This window comes from Limosilactobacillus pontis (assembly GCF_002940945.1).
In the GTDB taxonomy this organism is placed as follows: Bacteria; Bacillota; Bacilli; order Lactobacillales; family Lactobacillaceae; genus Limosilactobacillus; species Limosilactobacillus pontis_A.
Genome location: NZ_PNFV01000005.1, coordinates 94,023 through 116,923 on the forward strand (window position 1 = coordinate 94,023; position 22,901 = coordinate 116,923).

The 22,901-nt window shown below is 50.6% G+C and carries 24 protein-coding genes and 1 riboswitch; of the genes, 2 read left to right on the forward strand and 22 right to left on the reverse strand.

What is annotated here, in order from left to right:
- Positions 1-5: 5 nt before the first annotated feature.
- Genes CK797_RS05475 through CK797_RS05485 form a run of 3 tightly spaced genes read right to left on the reverse strand, consistent with a single transcriptional unit; the run spans position 6 to position 2,445 of the window.
- Complete coding sequence (locus CK797_RS05475) at positions 6-605, reverse strand: YpmS family protein (RefSeq protein WP_104688751.1); 600 nt, start codon at positions 603-605, stop codon at positions 6-8.
- 7 nt (positions 606-612) lie between these two features.
- Complete coding sequence (locus CK797_RS05480) at positions 613-1,545, reverse strand: SGNH/GDSL hydrolase family protein (RefSeq protein ID WP_104688752.1); 933 nt, start codon at positions 1,543-1,545, stop codon at positions 613-615.
- Positions 1,546-1,602: 57 nt separating this feature from the next.
- Entirely contained in the window at positions 1,603-2,445 is an 843-nt protein-coding gene (locus CK797_RS05485) for a DegV family protein (RefSeq protein ID WP_104688753.1), read from the reverse strand.
- Between the two features lie 192 nt (positions 2,446-2,637).
- On the opposite strand from CK797_RS05485, the gene trhA reads away from it, so the two are divergent.
- Entirely contained in the window at positions 2,638-3,294 is a 657-nt protein-coding gene (gene trhA / locus CK797_RS05490; protein ID WP_104688754.1) for a PAQR family membrane homeostasis protein TrhA, read from the forward strand.
- On the opposite strand, the gene CK797_RS05495 is transcribed toward trhA, so the two are convergent.
- The 4 genes from CK797_RS05495 to CK797_RS05510 all read right to left on the reverse strand — a co-directional run bounded on the left by CK797_RS05495 (position 3,280) and on the right by CK797_RS05510 (position 7,968).
- A complete protein-coding gene (locus tag CK797_RS05495; protein WP_104688755.1) occupies positions 3,280-3,777 on the reverse strand; it encodes a dihydrofolate reductase in 498 nt (165 codons plus the stop codon). The genes trhA and CK797_RS05495 overlap by 15 nt on opposite strands.
- A gap of 10 nt (positions 3,778-3,787) precedes the next feature.
- Entirely contained in the window at positions 3,788-4,750 is a 963-nt protein-coding gene (locus CK797_RS05500; protein WP_104688756.1) for a thymidylate synthase, read from the reverse strand.
- Positions 4,751-4,845: 95 nt separating this feature from the next.
- Positions 4,846-6,750 (reverse strand): ABC-F family ATP-binding cassette domain-containing protein, encoded by a 1,905-nt coding sequence (locus CK797_RS05505; RefSeq protein ID WP_104688757.1) that lies wholly within the window; start codon positions 6,748-6,750, stop codon positions 4,846-4,848.
- A 3-nt stretch (positions 6,751-6,753) separates the two neighbouring features.
- Positions 6,754-7,968, reverse strand: coding sequence for a CCA tRNA nucleotidyltransferase (locus CK797_RS05510; protein ID WP_104688758.1), 1,215 nt, complete (start codon positions 7,966-7,968; stop codon positions 6,754-6,756).
- A 118-nt stretch (positions 7,969-8,086) separates the two neighbouring features.
- Here CK797_RS05510 and CK797_RS05515 point away from each other — a divergent pair, with 118 nt between their 5' ends.
- On the forward strand, positions 8,087-8,914 hold the full coding sequence (locus CK797_RS05515; RefSeq protein ID WP_104688759.1) for a site-specific integrase: 828 nt from the start codon (positions 8,087-8,089) through the stop codon (positions 8,912-8,914).
- 57 nt (positions 8,915-8,971) lie between these two features.
- Here CK797_RS05515 and CK797_RS05520 read toward each other — a convergent pair whose 3' ends face one another.
- The 15 genes from CK797_RS05520 to CK797_RS05590 all read right to left on the reverse strand — a co-directional run bounded on the left by CK797_RS05520 (position 8,972) and on the right by CK797_RS05590 (position 22,779).
- Complete coding sequence (locus CK797_RS05520) at positions 8,972-10,234, reverse strand: tetratricopeptide repeat protein (protein ID WP_104688760.1); 1,263 nt, start codon at positions 10,232-10,234, stop codon at positions 8,972-8,974.
- Positions 10,235-10,347: 113 nt separating this feature from the next.
- Complete coding sequence (locus tag CK797_RS05525) at positions 10,348-10,623, reverse strand: HU family DNA-binding protein (protein WP_057808260.1); 276 nt, start codon at positions 10,621-10,623, stop codon at positions 10,348-10,350.
- A 194-nt stretch (positions 10,624-10,817) separates the two neighbouring features.
- Positions 10,818-12,131, reverse strand: a complete 1,314-nt coding sequence (gene der, locus CK797_RS05530; protein ID WP_104688761.1) for a ribosome biogenesis GTPase Der — start codon at positions 12,129-12,131, stop codon at positions 10,818-10,820.
- Between the two features lie 82 nt (positions 12,132-12,213).
- Positions 12,214-13,449 (reverse strand): 30S ribosomal protein S1, encoded by a 1,236-nt coding sequence (rpsA, locus tag CK797_RS05535; RefSeq protein WP_104688762.1) that lies wholly within the window; start codon positions 13,447-13,449, stop codon positions 12,214-12,216.
- A gap of 72 nt (positions 13,450-13,521) precedes the next feature.
- A complete protein-coding gene (gene cmk / locus CK797_RS05540; protein ID WP_104688763.1) occupies positions 13,522-14,208 on the reverse strand; it encodes a (d)CMP kinase in 687 nt (228 codons plus the stop codon).
- A 20-nt stretch (positions 14,209-14,228) separates the two neighbouring features.
- Positions 14,229-14,807 carry an SAG1386/EF1546 family surface-associated protein gene (locus CK797_RS05545; protein WP_104688764.1) on the reverse strand — a complete coding sequence of 193 codons (579 nt, stop codon included), beginning with the start codon at positions 14,805-14,807 and terminating at the stop codon, positions 14,229-14,231.
- A gap of 77 nt (positions 14,808-14,884) precedes the next feature.
- Positions 14,885-16,333 carry a RecQ family ATP-dependent DNA helicase gene (locus tag CK797_RS05550; RefSeq protein WP_104688765.1) on the reverse strand — a complete coding sequence of 483 codons (1,449 nt, stop codon included), beginning with the start codon at positions 16,331-16,333 and terminating at the stop codon, positions 14,885-14,887.
- Positions 16,326-17,366: a helix-turn-helix domain-containing protein gene (locus tag CK797_RS05555; protein WP_181049529.1), complete on the reverse strand. Its 1,041-nt coding sequence runs from the start codon at positions 17,364-17,366 to the stop codon at positions 16,326-16,328. The genes CK797_RS05550 and CK797_RS05555 overlap by 8 nt, the downstream gene beginning before the upstream one ends.
- Positions 17,367-17,595: 229 nt before the next feature.
- On the reverse strand, positions 17,596-18,174 hold the full coding sequence (locus CK797_RS05560; protein ID WP_104688767.1) for an ECF transporter S component: 579 nt from the start codon (positions 18,172-18,174) through the stop codon (positions 17,596-17,598).
- A 112-nt stretch (positions 18,175-18,286) separates the two neighbouring features.
- Positions 18,287-18,406: riboswitch (FMN riboswitch) on the reverse strand.
- 150 nt (positions 18,407-18,556) lie between these two features.
- The gene (locus tag CK797_RS05565; RefSeq protein WP_104688768.1) at positions 18,557-19,273 is read right to left on the reverse strand and encodes a pseudouridine synthase; all 717 of its coding nucleotides are present in this window, start codon (positions 19,271-19,273) and stop codon (positions 18,557-18,559) included.
- Positions 19,273-19,872, reverse strand: a complete 600-nt coding sequence (scpB, locus tag CK797_RS05570) for an SMC-Scp complex subunit ScpB (RefSeq protein WP_104688769.1) — start codon at positions 19,870-19,872, stop codon at positions 19,273-19,275. Before scpB ends, CK797_RS05565 begins: the two co-directional genes overlap by 1 nt.
- The gene (locus tag CK797_RS05575) at positions 19,838-20,632 is read right to left on the reverse strand and encodes a segregation and condensation protein A (protein ID WP_225365027.1); all 795 of its coding nucleotides are present in this window, start codon (positions 20,630-20,632) and stop codon (positions 19,838-19,840) included. Before CK797_RS05575 ends, scpB begins: the two co-directional genes overlap by 35 nt.
- A complete protein-coding gene (locus CK797_RS05580; RefSeq protein WP_104688770.1) occupies positions 20,625-20,981 on the reverse strand; it encodes a reductase in 357 nt (118 codons plus the stop codon). Before CK797_RS05580 ends, CK797_RS05575 begins: the two co-directional genes overlap by 8 nt.
- Before the next feature lie 26 nt (positions 20,982-21,007).
- Positions 21,008-21,898: a tyrosine-type recombinase/integrase gene (locus CK797_RS05585; RefSeq protein ID WP_104688771.1), complete on the reverse strand. Its 891-nt coding sequence runs from the start codon at positions 21,896-21,898 to the stop codon at positions 21,008-21,010.
- Positions 21,898-22,779: a S1 RNA-binding domain-containing protein gene (locus CK797_RS05590; protein ID WP_104688772.1), complete on the reverse strand. Its 882-nt coding sequence runs from the start codon at positions 22,777-22,779 to the stop codon at positions 21,898-21,900. Before CK797_RS05590 ends, CK797_RS05585 begins: the two co-directional genes overlap by 1 nt.
- Between the last annotated feature and the right edge of the window lie 122 nt (positions 22,780-22,901).

The window sequence follows — 22,901 nt, forward strand, 5'->3', positions numbered from 1 at the left end:
TCCTCCTAGTTGTCAGTTGGCACGGTGATCAGGAAGCGGAAGCGTCCGTCTGCCATGTTGATCTCTTGAGCCGAATACTTTAGCGAACGGTGCTTGCTGTAACGATTGAGGTCGAGCAGAATCGTCTTCTTCTTAGCGTCGATTGAAACCCACTTTGGGATATTGTAGTTCTTAGCAATGTACCCCATCACAAAACGCAGTGGAATGTTCAGCTGGCCGACTGAGAGCCCTTTAGCCCGAAGTAAGACGTTGCCCTCCTTAGTCATCTGCGGAATGAAGTTGATGGCGAAGCGAACCTTGATCCCCATAAACTTGGTGTCACCAACCAAGGTAGCGTACTTTTTGCCCACCATGAAGTGGTACTTAACCTGCTGCCCCTTTAGAAACTTGTTCAAGTAGTTGGCCGACAAGGCATTGACCTGTTTGCGGTTTAGGTCTACCGTCAGTGAGGTATTGCTAACGGTGGCCGATCGACTGACCTCGGGAGCCGGTGCTGGCGCGGCAGCTTTATGAATCACCACCGCCCCACTGATGATAATCGCCGCCAATAAGACAAAGAAAGCCCACTTCCAGATATTAATACTCTTCTTCTCTAGCTTACTCATTATTATTCTACCTCTTTACGTATTCCCAACTGTGGTGGTGCACCATTACTTTGAATAGCTGTCGAGCAATGTGCTCATAGCCAGTGTGGTTCGGGTGGAAGTTATCATCAGTGGAAATATAATCGTTTAAATTCTTATCTTTATTATCCATGACCTGAATAGACTGAGCCTGGCTGACCTTGCCGTGGTTGACCTTGTTTTCCTTTGCTGCCAGTTGCTGACGAGCCGCCTTGGTTCGATACTGGCCATACGACATCAAATGATTAATGTCCACAAAGTACATCCGTGGGTACCCCTCCATCACCTGCTGAGTTGTCCGATTCCAATAAGCGATGGCGTCACTGATGGTAGTTACATCTGGAAAGTAGGTGTAAAAGGGATTGTAGATACTCATAACAAAGATCGGGGCATGCGGATTTTGTTTGCGGACCGCTGTAAAGAGTTTATTAAGCTTGATTCGGTAGGTCTTGCTGGCGGTCTTGACATCAGCATCGATTTGTTTGGGTGATTCAGTAGCATCCTGCTCCAATTTCTGCATCAGGTCATTGCCCCCGACTGTCATCGTGATTACGTTAGCCTGACGAAGATCCTGACGAATTTTCTTCTGGCTATTCAACCGGGCTAGAATCTGGTCTGATCGATCGCCGCTAACCCCGTAGTTGACAGTTGTCACCGTCGTTCGCTTATAACGATGTTCAATCTTCTTCTTGATAATTCCAACATAACCGCCGTTGTTGGTCTCGTCGCCCTGACCATGGGTGAGCGAGTCGCCTAAAGCTACCAGCTTAACATGCTTACGCTCCACATATCGAGGCTTTTGGACGCTAAGCTGTTCCTGGTTCTGCCCCCTGGGAGCGGGGGTATGCGAATGCCAGAACCAGCCAGCCCCAACCACGATAATGATCGTCAAGACAATGACCAACCAGCCTCTCTTTTTCACAAATAACACCCCTTTTAGATAAATAAAGGCGGCCGCTTATCATGACCGCCGTGTTTATTATTCAGTATAGTATAGCAGGCAACAGGCCCCCATCCCTGTGTGAGTGGCGATGATCGGAACCGTCTCCCGTACAGTAACCTTGATGTTTGGGTAAAGCTTGTTTAGAGCCTCCTTAAGCCGGGCAACTTCCTTATCAGCCTGGACGTGGGAGATACCGATTGCCTTAACCTTGGGACCGGCAGCCATCTCATCCAGCAGCTTGTCCCATTCCTTGTGAATAGCCTTGGTTCCTCGTCCCTTCATCAAAATATGGATCTGCCCGCCGTAAACCTGGAGCATCACCTTAATATTCAGCAAATTGGACAAGGCGCCGGCAAACTTACTAATCCGGCCACCAGCAACCAGGTTATGGAGATTATCAATTGCCAAATAGAGCTTGCTCTTATTCAAGACTTCCTTCATTTTAGCAATGGCATCATCGACACTTCCCCCGTTCTCCAGGATCTGGGCTGCCTCTATAACTTGAAAGGCCATCCCCTGGTCGGTCGTTTGTGAATCGTAAACCGTCACCTTGGTTTTAGAGAGCTCGGCCGCCTGTTCTGCTGCATGCACGGTACCAGAGATGGAAGCCATCATTGTCACACAGAGGACCTCACTACCATCCGCACCGAGCTTGTCAAAGGCATCAACAAACTTACCAATTGGCGGTTGGGACGTCTTCGGCAAGGACTTGGCATTCTTCATCATCTCGGGAAACTGCTCGTTGGTGATCGTTTCCTGTTCCGTATAAACCGTCCCATCGATCATTACGGTTAATGGAACAATTGTAATATTATATTTTTTAATCTCCTCTGCGGTCAGGCCGACAGAAGAATCACAAACTATCTTTACCTTTGCCATGGAAAATCTACTCTCCCTGTGTATATCTATGTTATAATTTATCTAGTTACAAAAACTAGATAAGAGGTTTATAAAACTATTATACACACTTTATTAAATGTCGAATAATTAATTTAGTTAATATTCAGTTTTTAGTATAGCAAATATCGATGAAGAATTCATCGCTGATCAACCAGAAAGGGGTTAAATATTATGATTAAAACACCGACTAATTCTAACCGGCCACAGAACCGGCAGGAACTGTTAATAGAGATCGCCAATGCAGTGACCCACGGAATTGGGGTTGGCCTTGCGATTGCTGGATTGGTTTTCTTAATTATCCGTGCTGCCCAGACTGGTGATCCGATGCGGGTTGTCACCTTTACAATCTATGGTAGCATCCTGATTCTCTTCTACATGTCATCGACCCTATTTCACGCCCTCTATTTCACCCGGGCCCGCCACCTCTTTCGGATATTTGACCATGCCATGATCTTCATCCTGATCGCCGGCACCTATACTCCCTACTGTCTGGTTGCCATCCGCGGTTGGGCAGGCTGGACTCTCTTCGGGATCATCTGGGGACTAGCAGTGCTCGGTGTCATCTATAAGAGCATCTGGCTTAAGCACAAAAGCAAATACTCGACCTTAATTTATATCCTAATGGGCTGGTTGTGCGTTTTCGCCTTCGTTCCCCTCTGGCACGCACTGGGACCGGTCGGCTTCGGCCTCTTGGTAGCCGGGGGCGTCACTTTCACGATCGGTACCCTGCTTTACAGTCGACCAACCCGCTACACGCACCTCATCTGGCACCTGTTTGTCCTGTTGGGGACAGCCTTCATGTACTTCTCTATCCTATTTTTCGTTTAATCGCCACTGTTCAAACCAGCAAACCGGTACAGGTCCATCATCGCTGACGGTCTGCCGATCCACCAAATGCCACCGGGAATAATCAACCGGCGGCATTTTTGTGTCGCCGTCGTAATGTCCGTTGATCACCGTCTTCTCTAGGACCGTTGCTAATGGCAACAGAGCCGCAAACACCCTGGCCCCGCCAATTACACAAGCATTTTCACCAATTGGAAGCTGATCAAGTAGTTCTTTTAGAGCTGGCAGGTCATGAACTACTGTCACTCCGGGAATCGCCAAGTTCTGACGGGTCAGAACGATGTTTTCCCGGTGAGGCAAGGGACGACCGATCGATTCATAAGTCCGTCGACCCATGATGACTGGATGCCCCATCGTTACCCGCTTGAAATGGCGCATATCGGCTGGCACATGCCAAGGCAGGGCATTATTCTTACCAATCCAGCCATCCAAATCCTCGGCCCACACAAAACTAATCGCTGTCATTATCGTCACCTCACACCGCTACTGGAGCCTTGATGGCCGGTTCGTGGGTGTAGTTCACCAGGCGGATGTCGGCCATTTGATACTGGTCAATCGGCTTAGGAGCAGCTGGCAGGAGCAGCTTAGGCGCCGCATGAGGAGTCCGGGAAAGCTGTTCTTTGACCTGGGTAAGGTGATTGAGATAGATGTGGGCATCCCCTAGCGTATGTATGAAGTCCCCCGCTTCCAGACCGCACTGATGAGCGATCATCTCTGTCAGCAGAGCGTAACTGGCAATATTAAAGGGAACCCCCAGAAAAATATCTGCGCTGCGCTGGTAGAGCTGGCAACTCAGCTTACCATCGTTGACGTAGAACTGAAACATGGTGTGGCACGGTGGCAGGGCCATCGATGGCACATCCTCAGGATTCCAGGCAGAAACGATCATCCGCCGGGAGTCGGGAGTCGTTTTGATCTGATGAATCACGTTGGCCAATTGATCGATCGTATCCCCCTGACTCGTCTTCCAGTGTCGCCACTGGCTCCCGTAAACCAGGCCCAGGTCCCCATATTTCTTGGCAAACTCATCGTCTTCAAGGACTCGTTGACAAAAAGCCTTTTTCTCGGCCAGGTACTGTTTCTTGAACTCTGGGTCCTTCAGCCAGCGGTGACCGAAGTCCGTCATATCCGGGCCATGATACTCTGAACTGGTAACCCATTTTTTAAAGGCCCACTCGTCCCAGATGTGGTTATGGTGCTGAAGAAGGAATCGGATATTGGTGTCCCCCCGGAGGAACCAAAGCAGTTCACTCTTGATCAGGCCAAAGGGGACTTTCTTGGTAGTCAGCAGTGGGAAGCCCTGACTGAGGTCAAAGCGCATCTGGTAGCCAAAGACCGACCGCGTGCCCGTTCCCGTCCGGTCCGATTTCTCGTGGCCATTTTCCAGAACGTAGCGGGCCAGGTTGAGGTACTGCTGTTCATTAATGTTTTCTGCCATCTTGTTGTCGCACTCCTTATCGTAGTTGGTAATAATATAACACAGATCGACCAGTAAAAAATGGGGTAGCCAAGTTGGTACCCCATTTTTTAATTTCACTCGTCGACAAAGTTGCTCAGATACTCCCAACGAGCCGTTTTCTCATCAATCTGTTTCTGGACCGCGTTCAGCTGTTTCTGCAGATCAGCCAGTTTAGTGTAATCGCTGGCCGCCGCAGCCATCTGCTTCTCCAAGTCTTGATGCTGCCGATCAAGGGCATCCAAATCGTCATCAATGTGTTCCCACTCTAACTGCTCCGCGTAGGTCAGCTTGGTCTTCTTCTTTGGTGTTGTTGCGTTCTGCTTTGAAACTGGCTTAGTCCTCTTGGCTGTCGCTTTAGCTGTCTGCTGGGCTTCCTTGGCAGTCTGCTCTTCCTTGAGATAATCCGTAAAGCGGCCAGTATAGCGCTGAATCTGGCCATTACCATGGAAAATCAACAGGTCGTCGGCAACTTTATCAAGGAAGTAACGGTCGTGGGAAACCGTGATAACCGTCCCAGCAAAACTATCTAAGTAGTCTTCCAATACCGTCAGCGTACCGATATCCAGGTCGTTGGTCGGCTCATCCAGCAGGAGGACGTTTGGCTGCTGCATCAGAATCTTTAGCAGGTACAACCGCCGCTTCTCACCCCCGGAGAGCTTCCGAATCAAGGTACCATGCATGAAACGTGGAAAGAGGAAACGTTCCAATAACTGGGTGACACTGATCTTGTTGCCATCCTTATCGGTGACGTTCTCGGCAATCTCACTGAGAAAGGAGATCATCCGCTTACTGTCATCAACCCCCTCGGTTTGCTGGGTATAATAACCGAGCTTGACGGTCTCGCCGATTTTCAGCACCCCGCTGTCCAACGGCACGCGTTGGGCGATTACGTTGAGCAGGCTGGTCTTACCAGCCCCGTTCTCACCGGTAATCCCGATCCGATCACCGGCCTGGACCAGCCAGCTGAAGTCTTGCAGGATCCGGTGATCACCAAGGGTCAAGTTGGCATCCTTGAACTTGATAACGTCCTTGCCCAGTCGCTGTGAGCCCAGATTGATTTCGATGTCCTGATCATTCTGCAGGTTGCCAACCTTGCCCTCTAGTTCGTGGAAACGGTTTATCCGTCCCTTCTGCTTGGTACTACGGGCCTTGGCTCCTGTCCGCATCCAAGCTAGTTCCTTCTTGTAGAGTTGCTGGTTCTTCTTCTCAGTCTCCTGGGCCAATTCGACCCGTTCAGCCTTCTTGGCTACAAAATCCTGGTAATTACCTGTGTAGTGATAGAGGTTACCAAAGGAGAGCTCCCAGATATGATTGGTAACCTGGTCAAGGAAGTAACGGTCGTGGGTAACGACTAGGACAGCACCCTTGTAGCTCCGCAGGAAATCCTGAAGCCAGATAACCGAATCAAGGTCAAGATGGTTGGTTGGTTCGTCGAGCAGAAGGAGGTCGGGTTGTTCAATCAAGACCTGGGCAAGGCCGACCCGCTTCTGTTGCCCCCCGGACAACTCACTAATCTGTTGGCTGGTATTCTTGATTTTCAGCTGGGTCAAAATCGTCTTGACTTGGCTATCGGCCTCCCAGGCATCCTCTTGATCCATCTTTGCCTGCATCTTGGTATAACGATCAATAGCCTGAGGATCCTCAGGATGATCACTAAACTTTTGGAGGGCGTCCTCATAAGCCCGGATCGTCTTAAAAACTGGCTGCTGGCCCTCAAAGATTGCCTCCATAATTGTCTTATTCTCATCGAGTTCTGGCTGTTGCTTCAAATAGCCAATTGTGTAGTCGTTAGGCTTGGTAATTGTTCCTTCCTCAGGACTGACCGCACCACTGATAACATTCAGCAGACTGGTCTTTCCACTGCCATTGACTCCAATTAGACCGATTCGATCGTTTTCATTGATAATAAAGTTCACATCATTAAAGAGGGTTTTCTCGCCATAAGTGCTGGTCAACCCTTCCGCACGCATTGTTTGCATTCTTTACCCCTTTTCTTTTGCAAGTTGCTGGGCTGCCGTCAGCAGGATATCCCGATCATTTGCTATCCGACCCTCGACCACGGCCGTCGTCAGGTCATTCAAAATGCGCCCTAGCCGCGGTCCCGGCTTGATCTGTCCATCGGCAATCAGTGCTCGGCCATCCACAGCTAGCTCCTTGCTGTTTTTGATTGGCAGTGCTTGATACAGTTCTGCAAGCGCTGCATCATCCTTAGCCCAACCATAGAGCTTAGCAACCTGATTAGCATCGTGGAGGGCATTCTCGCCACCGTTATACATATTCATTGCATCTAAGGAACGCTCCCGCAGACAGGACACCAGCGGCACGATCCGCTTAACCTGTCTAATCAGATTATTAGAGGCCTTCCAACGCTTGAGAAAGCTGCTGACCTGCTTGTTTGACAGTCCCAGTTGGAAACAGAGCATCGCCCAAGCCTGTTGGATGTTTTCCAGCTGCCAATTATTCAGTACCAGAAGCTGGCTCAAAGCTGCCTTTTGACCGGCCAGACCGGGACAATAACGATAAAGACCGGTAGCGATAAAGTCCTTCAGCCCACTGACTGGTCGCTGACCCAGCAGCATCTTCTCAAACTCCACCTGAATCCGCTCCACCGCAATCTTGGCCAAGAGCGGGGCATTCTTTCTAATTCCTGTCAGGGTCGACTGGTCAATCACGAAATCGAGCTTGCTGGCAAAGCGAACCGCCCGCATCATCCGCAGGGCATCCTCATGAAATCGTTCATCAGGATTACCTACCGCACGGATTAAGTGCTTATTCAGATCAGCAAGACCGTCAAAGAGGTCGATCACCTCGCCGTTCTCGCGCAAGGCTAAGGCATTGATCGTGAAATCGCGTCGCTTGAGGTCCTCAGACAATGAACGGACAAAAGTCACCTTGTCGGGACGCCGGTAGTCTTGATAACCAGACTCGGTCCGGAAAGTTGTCGTCTCGTAGCCGGTACCATGGTCCAAAATCATCACTGTGCCGTGTTCAATTCCAGTATCAACCGTCCGTTTGAAGATTGCTTTGATCTCACTAGGGTAAGCACTGGTCGCAATGTCGATGTCATGGATAGGATCACCCAAAATAGTATCACGGACACATCCACCAACAAAGTAAGCCTCAAAACCCGCCTGCTCAATTTTTTGCAAGACAGGGCGGGCTGGCGTAAAGATCGCCGGAAGCTTTTTTATTTTCATTTTATCAAGTCCTTTTTTCCGTCTGTTATCGATTATAACAAATTGGTTTTTGCTGTGCGAATTGGTTTTGTGGTATAGTTAAAGTAAATTACGACTACAAGGAAAGGAGCGGGTTCAAGTGAATTACCCATACCAGAAACAATTTCAGGAATTTCTCCGTAACCAAAAAGGTTTGGCCCCGCTGACTGTCCACACCTATGAGACCAGCCTGATCAACTTCTTCAACTTTCTGCTGGCCAACCGTCCTGCTTTCGCCCGCGATCCACGACTGGCCAACCTCACCGAAAGCGATGTGCGCGCCTACTTCAATATGCTGCGTACCCAGCAGGGTATCACCATGGGAACCTACAACAAGATCCTCTCCCACCTCAACCGTTACTTCCGCTACCTCTTTACCCATCAGCTGATCACCACCTATCCGACCCTAACCCTGCATGGGCAGGCAATTGATCCTCACCAGCGAATCTCAACCAAGTGGCTACAAAAATTAGGTGCAATCCTTCAAGATGACCATGTTCACTATTACACCCGGATGACACTCCTACTCAGCAAGCACGGTTTCACGGTTGGCGAGTTTCTTCAACCCGGTTTCTACCGGGTCCTGAGCCAGTTGGTGATCACTGATCCAGTTGAACGGGACTTTATCCAGCAATATCAGGACTTCATCCAACCCCGCCAAGCCCTACAGAACTCCCCAGATATCTTTCTCAAACAGCGCTACCAGCCAGATACACCCCAGCTGACCAACGCCGGTCTCCACAAGTACCTACGTGGTGATCAGAACTACCTTGGCTTTCACCTTGCTCCCAAGTACCTCCATCAGAGTTATGTGCTGAATCAGCTGGCTACTCATCGCGACCTGTCTGATGCGGCACTGATGGAGCGCTTGAAGCTTGATCCGGCTTCCCTGCTCTACTACCAGCGTCTTCTACTTAAACTCAAATAAAAAGCATCGGCAATTCCTCCTTACGAATTGCCGATGTTCTCTTTAAATTATACTGTCTTAATATTCTTCATACTCGTCCAAGAGATCCTGCATTGCCGTGTCGGTTGGCACCAGGGCTAGATAACGGTGGAGTTCGGTCAGCAGGTCTTGAGTGTTGCCCATCTCCCGGTCAAAGTCAATTAATTCTCTCAAGAAGGCTGGATCATCCTGATAGCTTGGTGCCGCAGCCCGGAAGTATTTACCAGCTAAGTCGAATTGCTCCGTCCGCTGATAGGAACGAGCTAAGTTCCAATATACCTGAGGATCGACCTCATCAGCCTTGATCAACGGAGCCAGGAGCTTAATATTGGCCTGGTCATCATGCTGGTGGAGGAGGAAATTACTGTACTGGAGAATGATGGTCAAGTTATCTGGAGCCAACTCGTGAGCCTTCTTGAGGTATTTAGCCATCAGCTGATGATTACCAAGGTGGCTGACAATTTCAGCTGCCTGGGCGTAGAGCTGCTCATTGTACTGATCAACTGCCAGTCCCTCCTGAATCGCACGCAGGGCCTGAGGATAGTTGCGCTGCTTAGCAAAAGCCTGGGCCAAGGCTGGATAGGCCGAGGCATACTGGTCATCATCCTTAATCAGGTTTTTCAAGGTCTTGATTGCCGCTTCCAATTGCCCAAGGTGAAGTTGGGTGAGACCGGTCTGAAAGCGAATGTCGCTCGTCTGATAAGCTGGCTTGACCTGCTTGAGGTAGCCTAAGGCCTGCTTGAACTGGCCGCTTTGGGCATAGCACATCCCCAGCCGACCGGCGATATCGACCTTGGCAAAGTCAGTATAACCATTCTTGATGAGACGGAAATAGTAGTCGATTGCGTCATCGAAACGACCGACCAGGAAGTAAAACTCGGCCAGGGCAAACTGGACTGCGGGTTCATCAGGAGCCAGCTGTTCGGCCTCCTTTAGCTTCTGCTCGGTAATCTCAAACTCCTCTTCGGTCTGATAGAGATCGGCCGCCACCAGCAAGGCCTCTAAGTATGCTGGCGAGTCAGGCTGAACTTGGGCTAGGTAGGAAAGGGCCTCGTCGTTGTGCCCCTCATCAATGGCAATTGTGGCCAGGTTGGTCCGCAACTCATCCTCGTCTGGATAGCGATCAAGCAGGGTCAGGTAGGTACGACGGGCCTGGCGGAGAAAGCCTAATCCATATAGCTCCTCAGCGAGGCTAAAAAGCATATCATCGCTGTCGTGGGCGAGTGCCCGACGAAAAGTTCCCTTAGCTGCCGTCAGTTCTCCCTTCTGCAGCTGGTCAAGCATCTGTTCTGAATATGTCAATTATGATTGCTCCTCTTCATTCATTTGTTTTTAGAATAACAGAGATTACGGCAAAAATAAAACGAGAAAGCTAGCAATGCTAGCCCTCTCGTTTTTTAGTATAAAACTGTTAATTACTTAACAGCATCCTTCAAAGCTTTACCAGGCTTGAATGCTGGTACCTTGCTTGCAGGAATTTGGATTTCTTTTCCAGTTTGTGGGTTACGGCCCTTACGTGCAGCACGTTGACGAACTTCGAAGTTACCGAAGCCGATCAATTGAACCTTTTCACCCTTAGCCAAAGATGCTTGGATAGAACTGAAGACAGCGTCAACAGCAGCCGTAGCATCCTTCTTAGTCAAGCCAGTTGCGGCAGCAACGTTACTTACAAGTTCTGCTTTGTTTGCCATTTGATTTCACCTCCCACAAATCAACGTTATTTTACTAACGCCAACAAATGTTAATTTTGAGTGGTCCAAAATTAACGAAACAATTACGAGGAGTTCGCATCATTTCAATGTTAAGGTTAGCATAGTGAAACCCTACTGGCAAGCGCTTTTCTCCAATTTTTAAGGCTTTTTTCGCTTTCAAAAGAATCATAATTTTATTGCCGCTGACGCTTGATCAAATGGATCGGTGTCCCACTAAAATCAAAGGCCTGGCGGATCTGATTCTCCAGGTACCGCTGGTAGGAGAAGTGCATCAGTTCAGGATCGTTGACAAAGATCACGAAAGTTGGCGGAGCCGTCGCTACCTGGGTTCCGTAGTATATCCGCAGACGCTTGCCATTCGTCGTCGGTGTCGGGTTGGCAGCAATGGCGTCCATCAAGACATTGTTAAGAACTGAGGACTGGACACGACGCTTATGGTGGCCGTTAACCTCCTCAATCAGGCCCGGCAGTTGATTCAACCGCTGCTTGGTCTTAGCGGACACAAAAATAATCGGCGCGTAACTTAAGTACTGAAACTCGTGACGGATTAAGTTGGTAAAGTCGGTCATTGTCCGGTGATCCTTTTCTTTTAGGGTATCCCACTTGTTGACAACAATGATCACCCCGCAACCAGCCTCATGGGCATAACCAGCGATATGTTTATCGATCTCCCGAATACCCTCTTCAGCGTTCAATACAACACAGACCACGTCACTATCGTCGATGGCCCGCATAGCCCGCATTAAGGCATAACGCTCGGTATTCTCGTAGATCTTTCCCTTCTTCCGAATCCCAGCAGTATCGACCATTGTGAATTCCTGGCCGTCTGCGGTCGTGAAACTGGTGTTGATAGCATCCCGGGTCGTTCCCGCAACATTTGAGACGATTACCCGGTTCTGACCAAGGATTGCATTAACCAGCGACGATTTACCGACGTTCGGCCGGCCGATAAAGGAGAAATGAATGCTGTCATCCTTATCGTTAGCTACATTATCTGGGAAGCGGTGGATCACTGCATCCAGGAGGTCCCCCATCCCGACTCCATGAACACTGGAAACCGGATATGGTTCGCCAAGGCCGAGCGAGTAGAAGTCGTAAATATCACTACGTCGCTCCGGATTATCAACCTTATTGACCGCCAAGACGACCGGCTTATCGGAACGGTAAAGGATCCGTGCCACCTGTTCATCCGCATCGGTGACCCCGTTCTCAATGTCGACCACAAAGATAATTACATCGGCCTCATCGATGGCCACCTCAGCCTGCTCCCGTATCTGAGTCAACAGGGGCTGATCAGAGAGCTCTATTCCTCCCGTATCAATCAGGTTAAAGTGCTTGCCCAGCCATTCACCGTGGGCATAGATCCGGTCACGAGTAACCCCCGGCGTATCCTCAACGATTGAGATTCGTTCCCCCGCGATCCGGTTAAATAGGGTTGACTTGCCGACGTTCGGCCGACCAACCACTGCAACAACAGGATTTGCCATAATTTTCACCCCTTTGAATAAAAGAAAGGCTGGGAAGAAATACCTTTCTTCCCAGCCTCTCCCGAATACAACTTAATCGTAATTAGTTGTTACGTAAGTCCTTCAGCTTGTCACCAATCAGATCACCCATGGAGAAGCCGGTCTCTTCTTCAGGAGCGTTGTTCATGGCGTTGCGGTTGTTGTTCCGACGTGGACGACGACCACCACGACGGTTGTCATTGTCTTCACCCTTTGGACGTTCTTCAAGAGCCTTCATGGATAAGCCCAAACGTTGACGTTCTGGGTCAACGTTCAATACCTTAACCTTAACCTCTTGACCCGGCTTCAGCACGTCAGCTGGCGTAGCGATGTGCTTGTGTGAGATTTGGGAAATGTGGACCAAACCTTCAACACCAGGGAATACTTCAACAAAGGCACCGAAACTCGTTAGGCGCTTAACCGTCCCAGTAAGAACAGAGCCAGCTGGAGCCTTTTCTTCGATGTCATCCCATGGTCCAGGCAGCGTTTGCTTGATAGAAAGGGAGATCCGCTCACGGTCAGGATCAACGCTCAGTACCTTAACCTTAACGTCTTGGCCAGCAGACAGAACGTCAGATGGCTTGTCAACGTGGTCGTAGGAAATTTCAGAAACGTGAACCAGACCATCAACACCACCGAGGTCGATGAAGGCACCAAAGTTGGTCATCCGAGCAACCTTACCTTCAACAACATCACCTGGTTGTAATTCGGCAAAAATCTTCTCAGCAGCCTTTTCGTGTTCAGCCTTAACGATTTCCTTGTGAGAAAGAATCAGACGGTTTTCACTTGGTTCGATTTCGATGATCTTGAATTCAAGTTCTTGACCCTTGAATTGGTTCAGATCTTCAACGTAGTGATCAGTGATCATTGAAGCAGGGACAAAACCACGTACTCCAGCATCAACAACTAAACCACCCTTAACTGCTTGGGTAACCTTAGCAGTGATGGTTTCACCATCATCGAACTTCTTTTGAATGTCATCCCATACCTTACGGGCTTCAAGACGACGGTGAGAAAGTAAGTAACTACCATTTTCCTTATCGTTACCAATCTTGGAGATGACAACTAAGTCTAATTCGTCACCTACTTTAACTGCATCATTGATGTCTTCAACTGGCTTGGTTGATAATTCCTTAGCAGGGACGACACCTTCAACCCCTGCATCTTTGATACCAACGATAGCTTGACGATCGTCATCGATTGCCAAAACTTCACCCTTGACAACATCGCCCACCTTTACAGTTTCAATGCTGTCGAGTGCCTTTAACATATCGTTGTTCTTTTCATTGTTTTCAGCCATTAAAAAAAATCCTCCTTGCAACAATCAACTCTAGAAACTATTTTACTAAAAAAAGCTTAGTATTTCCAGTATTTAATGTAATTGTTCCTGAGTTTTTTTGATAATCTTGCTAATCTCGTCTACCACCTGGTCGATCGTCAAATTGGTGGTATCCAGACGAACAGCGTCAGGTGCTTGGGTAAGCGGTGAAACCGCCCGGGTTGAGTCCTTCTTGTCCCGGAGCTCAATCTCTTTTTGCAAGTCAGCCAATGAAGCCGTTGCAATTCCCTTAGCCTGATTTTCAACATAGCGGCGACGGGCCCGCTCATGGGCTGTGGCTACCATGAAGATCTTTACTGGGGCGTTAGGCAAGACGGTCGTACCTATGTCCCGACCATCCATCACGATTCCGCCAGCTGCCGCAATCTCACGCTGCTGCCGAGTCATCTCGGTGCGGACTGCCGGAATGGCTGCTACCGCCGAAACATTACTGTCAATCTCCCCCTGACGAATGTCTTGGGTAACCTCATCGCCATCAAGGAAGACCCGCTGTTCGGGTTCACCGGGTTTGAACCCAATCTTAATCTGTTGGGCTAAGCGGATGATCTGATCAGTGTCATCCATTGCCAGACCATGACGCAGGGCGGCTAGGGTAACCACCCGATACATTGCCCCCGTATCACAATACACATAGTTGAAACGCTTAGCCACCAGTTTAGCGACTGTGCTCTTCCCTGCTGAGGCCGGGCCATCAATGGCCACTTGGATCCCCTTTGTCATAATTAACATTCACTCCAAATCTATTTTACTCGTAGTTGCTGACCAGGATGAATCGGTGTCCTGACCGTCATGTTATTCAATCGGGCAAGTTCCTGCGCCGACATCCCGTTTCGTGCAGCAATCCGGTAAACACTCTCACCGTGCTGGACCGTCACAAAACGCCGTTCCTGATCGCCACTGGTCACTTCACTGCTGCCTGCCTGACTGCTCTGGCTGCTGCTTTGCACGCTGCTGCTTGTGCTAAGTGTACTCGACGATGTGCTGCTTACAGATGAAGCAGTCCGTCGGTGTCTTTTAGCAGAGGTTGTGGACCGTTGTGAAGCTTTTTTTTTACTACTCACGGACGACGAGGCCTGCTGCTCGGTGTGCAACGGATGATTGAATGACTGCTTATTATTGACCCAATAAATCACTGGAGCGGCAGCCAGAATAATAATCAACACAATTAAAATGGTCGTAATCATTGAGTTGTGTGACCGCTGACGACGGTGTTCCGTACGCGATAAATGACCCTCGCTATCTAAATCCTCGTTGTCCGCAAAGGTCTTGTCCCACAGCTCGTCACGCTGTTGACGCGTCTCCTCATGATGCTCACTCACTAAACAAACCTCCTTCACGATAAAAGTTTAACGTCTTTGATTGTAGCGCACGTCTTTGCTCCTTGTCTAGCACCGAATTATTGATCGGCTTTCTGGTTGAAGAGCCAGCGCAGTCGCTGGCGCCAGTCCCCCCGCCGTTTGTCTGCCGGTTTGGGTGTTTCCGGCAAGGTTAGTTCCCCCGCCCACTGCGGCTGGTCAACATCGCAACACGGTGGTGGAAAGGCAGCCTCCCCCTCGCCAAAGTAGTCAAGCAGAAAACGCCGCCGGCAAGTCTGCAAACCAGTGTAATCCAGCATTTTCTGCAGGCTAACGACCAGCTGACGGCGCCGTTGCCGAAAAGCCGTCACGATCTGCTCCGGCTGGTAGCCGTGATCCAGGTAAAAGGTAAACAATTCCTGGTTGTCACCAAGAACACTGGGGCGCAGTTGGTGATGCTGAACCTGCGTCAAAAGAGTAATACTAGGCAAGCTGATGGTGGTCAGCTGACTCGTGAGGCCTTCGTCACCAGGGGTATAGAGGAGAATTGCCACACTTTGCTGACCATCACGTCCAGCCCGACCAATTTCCTGCATATAGCTTTCCAAGTTAGCCGGAAGGTGATAGTGGATGACGTAGCGAATATCATTCTTATCGACCCCCATTCCAAAAGCACTTGTTGCACATACCAACTGAATCTGGTTATCCATAAACTGCTGCTGAATCTTGAAGCGATCCACTGCCGTCATTCCTGCATGGTAAGGCGCTGTCACTACTCCTGTCTGCTCCTGAAGCCATTCCGCCATCTGACTCGCTAGCTTGCGACTAGCAAAATAGATGACGCCGGGGCCCGGCAGGCTAGTCACCAATTGGCAAAGGCAGTCATTTTTAGCTGCTGGAGTAGTCACCCGTTTCACTGCCAGGAAGATGTTGGGACGGTTGACCGAGCGAATTACCTGACGAACATGGTCAGGATCCAACCCCAGCTTGGTGAGGATATCCCGACGAACGCGCGGGGTGGCAGTGGCGGTCAGCATCAGCAAACGGGGATGACCAAGTGTCTGCCGAACCTGCTTCAATAAGAGGTACTCAGGCCGAAAGTCAGGGCCCCACTGCGAGATACAATGCGCTTCATCCACCACCAGCATACTCGGATGAACCCGGCGCAGGGCCGTCAGAATGACCGGGTTGGTCAAAATCTCCGGTGAGGCAAAGATGAAACGAAAAGTCCCTAGGCTGTGGAGAACCTGGTCGCGAGCTGATCCTTGAAGCTGGCTGTTCAGCATCACCACCCCTTTCTCCCCCTGCTGACGCAGGCGATCGACCTGATCTTGCATCAGGGAAATCAGCGGTGAAACAATAACCACTCCATGTGGTAGCAGGTATGCCGGAAGCTGATATAACAGGGACTTACCAGCACCGGTCGGCAGAACCGCCAGGGTATCATGTCCGGCCAACAGGGATTCGATGGTCTCCTGTTGCCCGTCACGAAAGTACTGGTAACCAAAGCGGTCTCGTAGTAGACGGTGTAATTGGTCGTCCTTACTCATGTTCTTTCCTCCCCTGATAGATCTGAAAGAGACGGTAGTCGAAGAAACTCGTCCCGTCATCCGGTTGACGCGACTGGAAGTGCCAAGTCGTGACATCGGCAGCAGGATACTGCTTGGCCAAGGCAACACGCTTACTCGTAGGAAGTAGTCGGTCCCAGTCTAGCTGGTCTGGACACAGAACCGCTACCTCCAGCAAGTGTTCGCGTACCGTCCCCAATTTCAAATGACGCTGAACTGCAATCTGGTCTAAATTGCGTCCCCGCCGAAAAAAATCAAGGGTCTGGACCGCACTTGTCGACAAGGGACTGGCGTTAAGCAAAGAGGCCAGGAGATCATGGAGAGGACCAGGCATGTGTTGACAGTAGGCAGCCACGCCCAGGAGAAGGTCATGACTAAGAACCAGCATATCAGCCGACGTTACCCCCAGCCGCTGGCCAAGTTGATCATTAGTCCACGCCGCCAGTTTGTGACCAACCAGACCGTCGATCAGGACCATTGCTAGGCGCGGATCAACCCCGGCCAAGCCCGTAGCCAGTTGGGAAAGGTCACGGTAGACCGTATCCACCAGTTGGCGCCGATCCGCCTGGTAAAGCCATCGCTTGACTGCCAGCAGGTGACCATAGCCGACGGTTACCGGAGCGTACCGGGTATTATGGTAGGCAAGCTCTGACACCACTTGCATCCCTAATAGGAGTCGCTGACCAAACTGATTGGTGTTGGTTAGCCAGTACCAGTTCAAAAAGTGTGGCTGGTATTGCTGGTCAAAACCCTCCTGGTACTGGACTCCTGCGGTAGTCAGGCGGGCCTGCTGCTGGTCGTCAACGACTAGTAAGCCCTGGTCCACTAGCTCGGCGATTGCTGTGTCGTATTCGCGCCGTGACAACGACCGGTTAGCTCCCAGCCACTGCAGCAGGCCATACTGCTGACCCCAAAATAGGTTGGCCACCGTCCGCCGACTCGTCAGTATATTTTCAATTACTCGGATACGCCGAGGCTGGTGATAAGAAAAGAAACGCAATATGTATGAATTCATGATCAAAACCTCATTTCCCATTCTCTCACTAGTTATAGACGGAAACAAACCTTAAATACACGAAAAAGAAGATGACATCACTCCCCAATATAACTAAAAATTCAAGAATGCAGTACACGAAGGGCCCCCAGTGCTCAAGAAAATCTGAACACTGGAGGCCGCTGCATACTTGAGGAGGTGAAAATGAACTAACAGGCTGGTTCATTTTCACCTCCTTACTTCTTAACTATTAATATCGATGAGCCTTCAACCATGGCCTCAGCTGGGTAGCAACGATGGCAAAGACACCCGTGACTAAGAGTCCCTTGATAATGTTGAAGGGTAGGACCCCGACGGCCACTAACTGGGCCACCGGCAAAGTCGACTTCCAGTTCCAAACAGCCATGTAGAGTGGAGTTAGGACCCACAGATTAAGTAACGACATAACAACTGTCAGAACCACCGTAGCCACCCCACAGCCGACTAACAGCTGTTTTTTTATTGACCATTGGGGCCGCTGCCGCCAAATCATGCAAAACGGAAGCAGGATGGCCAGTGAAGAAACGAAGTCGCTGAAAATTCCGATTAGTTCGCCGACCGAGAAGCCCCGAATCATCCCATGAATTAAACACTTAATCACGGCAATCAAGACCCCGCCAATGGGACCGTAGATGTAGCCTCCAATTAGGACCGGGACATCCGAGAAATCAATTTTCAGGTAGGAAGCCATTGGAATGATTGGAAACTCGAATAACATCAAGATAAAGGCAAGTGCCCCGAGACAGGCAATTCCTACCAACCGTTGAATTCGTAAATGCGACACTGTCATAATAACAACCTCCATTGAGATTGCCTTCAGTGGCCCCCATTCACGATAAAAAAGCGCTACCAACAACTTAACTGTCAGCAGCGCCTATCATAATTAGGGTTAATGTACGTAGAAGCTTCTTCTATATACCAGACTATACTGTCGGCTCCAGAATTCAACTGGATCAACCACATGACGTGGGTTGCGGGCTTGCACCGCCGGTCGGGAATTTCACCGCGCCTTGAAGACAACTTTTTTAAATTTTACAATTTTATTATACGGGTTTCACCGCGATCTGTCAACGTTTTCAGTGCTTTAATGCTCCAAGATATTCGTACTTTTCCATAGTTTCTCTATTATATTAGATTTATTATACGTACGATATCACTATCTATTCCGCGCGTTACAGCTGTTTCAGCTTAGTAACTTCCTCCGGCCGCAACTCCCGAAACTCGCCGGACTGCAGGCCCCGGAGATTGAGAAAACCATATGTTTCCCGATGAAGCTTAATCACCGGGTGACCAATCGCTTCGAACATTCGTTTAACCTGGTGGTAACGGCCCTCATGGATCGTCAGCTGAACCAGACTGGTCTGGCGATGCCGATCAGTCTCCTTCAACCGGGTCTTAGCCGGCTTAGTCTTGTGTCCATCAATCCGAACCCCCAAGCGGAGGCGTTTTAACTCATCGTTGGTGACGATGCCCTTAACTTTGGCCACGTAGGTCTTGGCCACCTCGAAACGCGGATGCATCAGTTTATTAGCCAGGGCCCCGTCGTTGGTCAGCAGGAGAATCCCGGTAGTATCATAATCTAGCCTGCCCACCGGATAGACCCGTTCTTCCACCTCGTCTTCATGAAGAATGTCTACCACCGTCTTACGGCCCTTATCATCGTGGGCACTGGAGATTACCCCCCGCGGTTTGTTCAACAGATAGTAGACGGCGGTCTCGCGATGAATCGGAACCCCATCAACCTCCACCTTGTCATGACGGCCAACCTTGGTGCCCAGCACAGTAACTGTCTTACCATTAACCTGAACGCGGCCTGCAGAAATCATTTTCTCGCAGGCCCGGCGGGAAGCAACTCCCGCCGCAGCCATTACTTTTTGTAATCTCTCCATTAGTCTTTTCCCCCTTGCTTACGTGACTGGAATGCCGACAGGAAGAGATCCCCACTGAGGTCGGTCGTATCAATATCGGCCCCTTCCGGCAACGGCGGCAGATCATCCAACGATGAGAGGCCAAAATAATCCAGAAAACGCTCGGTTGTAACATAGCGGAATGGCCGACCAGGTGCATCTAGCCGACCGTGGGTATCAACCAATCCCCGCGCCATTAACTTCTGTAGCGAGCCCGAACTCTGGACCCCCCGGATCTCATCAATCTCCAGGCGGGTAATCGGCTGACGATAGGCGATAATCGCCAGGACCTCTAAGAGAGCGTTGGTCAACGGCACCGTCAGCGGAATCTCAAAGTACTGCTTGATCACTGGGGCTAGTTCCGGCTTGGTTGCCAAGCGGTATGTCTGGCCACTATGGAGTACCACTAGGGCACTGGTGGAATCATTGGCGTAACGATCCATTAACTTATCCAGAATGGCGATGATAGCTGGCTTCATGAACCCCGTAATCTTAGCCATGTCACCGACCGTAATTCCTTCATCCCCACTGATGAACAGTAAGCCTTCAATCTGGGCGATATTCGTTGTTTCGGTAGTCATCACTCTTCAATCCTTCTCTGATAATTATTGGTGCAAACAACCCCGCCTGCTCAATGTGAACTGCCTGGTGCTTGGCCAGCTCCAAGATGGCCAAGAAGGTAGTCACCAGTTCATCCTTGGTCACCGTCGACGTCAAGAGGTCGACAAAACGCTGCGGCGCTACACTAACCCGGTTAAAGACAGTCTGCATCTGTTCGGCAACGCTAACCTTTTCAGCCGCCACCGTTTCAACAACCGGTTGGGTAAAGCGACGTCGCTTGAGAACCTGGGCAAAGGCAGCCTGCAGCTGGTCCAGGCTGACCCCGGGGGCCACCTGCTCGCTTACCAGATCCTGCGGTACCCGCATCGCCGGCCGAGTATATTCCTGCCGACGAAAACTCTCCTTGTCCTTAAGACGATCAGCCGCCTGCTTGTAACGTTGGTACTCCACCAACTGGTCGACCAGCTCTTGGCGAGGGTCAACCGGTTCCTCTTCGGGTTCCTCCTCATCCAGCGGTGGAGCCTGAGGAAGGAGGAGTTGGCTCTTAATCCGCATCAGGGTCGAGGCCATCACAAAGTACTCCCCAGCAACCTCCAAACGGTGAGCTTTCATCTGGTGAAGATAGCTCATATATTGGCTGGTGATGGTAGCGATCTTGATATCGTAGATCTCCATCTTAGCCTCCCGGATCAGGTGCAGCAGCAAGTCGAGAGGACCTTCAAAGCCACCGAGCTTCAGGGTTGGCTGTTGGCGATCCGCCATAGTTGTATGCTCACTCATTTGCCTTCCCCCAACTCGTGATTAGCGGTTGCGTGTCCAGAGTCCCCATCAGCCGGCGATCAGGATACTGCTCATGAATAGCGGTCAAGAGGGCGTAAACATTGCGACCAGACCGTTCGCTCGGTGTGAAGGAGAGTCGGCGTAAGAGAACATAGTCAGTTCCTAATTCCAGAATGATCACCGCAATGAAGTGATTATCCTCCTGGTCCTTCCAAAGGTAAATCTGGTTTCCCGACGTCAATGCCCAGTTGAGTTCTTCCCGAAAGCGTTGCTCATCACGAAGCTCGGGAAGCAGCGAAAGCAGCCCCAGTGCAATCTTCTGGTAGTCTTTTCGGTAGTGTACTAACATGTACTGTCAATCTTCTCCCTTCGTATCTAGGCACGCGGATGATATTTCTTGTAGGTCTGGGTCAGCTCCTGGGGAGTCACCGTTAAATACGGCTGCAGCATCCGTAACTCAGTATAACCCAGCATCTCCTGGACCACCTGGCCACTGGCCCCCCGTGATAGCATCTGGACCGCTAGGGTATAGCGAAAAGTCTGCGGGGTTACCGGTTTTTGAATCCCGGCTACTTGAACCAGCTGTTTAAAATTCTTCCAGATTCCCTGTCGACTCAGCGGTCGTCCGTGGGCATTGAGAAAGACCTCAGACCGCTCCCCATCGACCAATCGTGGTCGCACCATAGTCAGGTAGCGCTGAAGCCAGTGCACCGCCGGACGGCTTAAGGGAACCATCCGCTCGTGCTGACCACTACCCTGAAGCTGGACAAATTGAACATCGAGGTGGAGGGCTGTCAGTGGCAGGGTTGCTAGTTCAGTTACCCGCATCCCAGTAGCGTCGAGCATCTCCAAGATGGCTCGGTCACGGATCCCCAGGGGGGTCGTGGTATCAGGAACTGCCAGGAGGCGCTCAACCTCATCCTCATTCAGGATTACCGGGGGTTGGGTCGTCTCCCCTGCCGGTCGGTGATCAATCGTTTCCATCGGATTGACCGCCAGGTGCTGCTGACGAATCAGGTAGCGGAAGAATTGGCGAAGACTCGAGATCAGGCGATTGATGGTCGCCACCGACTTCCCTGCCCGCTGTTGGGCCGACAGGTAACCAATCACAGCATAGCGGTCAACCGACTGCCAATCTGTAATTCCCTGCCGGTTAAAGAAAGCCGCAGCAGCTTTCAGGTCACGCCGGTAGCCAGCTCGGGTATTTTCTGCTAAGCCCCGCTCGTCCTTAAGCATTGCAATGAAATCCGTTATCTCATCCCCCATTAGCGATCATTCCGCTCCAGGAGGACCAGCTGACCATCTTCTTCTTTGACCAAGCCCTGTTTGAGCAGGTGGCCGACTGCCCGTTTGAATTGACCCTTACTAATACCGAAGACGGCTCTGATCAACTGAGGGTCACTCTTGTCGGTGTAGGGCAGCCGATGGTGAAGGTCCTGCCCCAGCATCGCCAACAGCATCTGGGCATCTTCGCCAATTGCCTGGTAGGCCCGCGGCTTGAGCGAAAGGTTGAGGCTGTTGTGCGACGATATCCCGATTACCCGGGCCTTGACCCGCTGGCCCAGCCGCGGTTCCTGGTCACGCTCACTGGGGTGGATAAAGCCAAGGTGGTAGCCATCCGTCAAAACGTGGGTTCCGTTGATCTTCAGCCGATAGACAGTTGCATAGATATCACGATTCTGAAGCCGTGGTGACGGGGCCGTCGAAATGGTGTTAAAAATGGCGTCATCGGCCAGCTTTCCCCAGATCCGATCTTTATCATCGACCGTTAAAGCAATCATCAGCCGATCTCCCGGCTGGGGCCAAAGGTGCTTAGGCTCCGGCAGGTCGTCTAGGGAGACCACGATGTCCTTGTTGGGGAGGCCAATGTCAACGAATACCCCGAGGTCACGACGAACCCCGACTACGGTCCCAAAATCATAATGGTCAACCTGGACCGTCGGGATGTGCTCACATGTCATCTGCAACTGGTGGTCCGCGTTCTCATAAACAAATCCACGAACCTGTCCCCCAATGTGCAGAACCTGAGGACTTTCCTCCTTGGGCAGGCGGTATGTCTGACCATTTCTGGCTGGCTGAACAAAATAATAGTCGTCATTCTCATCGATCATCACTGCCGAGACGACCCTTCCTAATGCCAAGTTCATATTCTTCCCCCACTTATCTCTTCTGATTTGTATACTAAGGCTATTTTACACGGCGAACCGGTCTTTGACCAGCTTCCGAATAAACAAAAAGAGCACGACCAAAATCGTGCTCTTATTTGTTT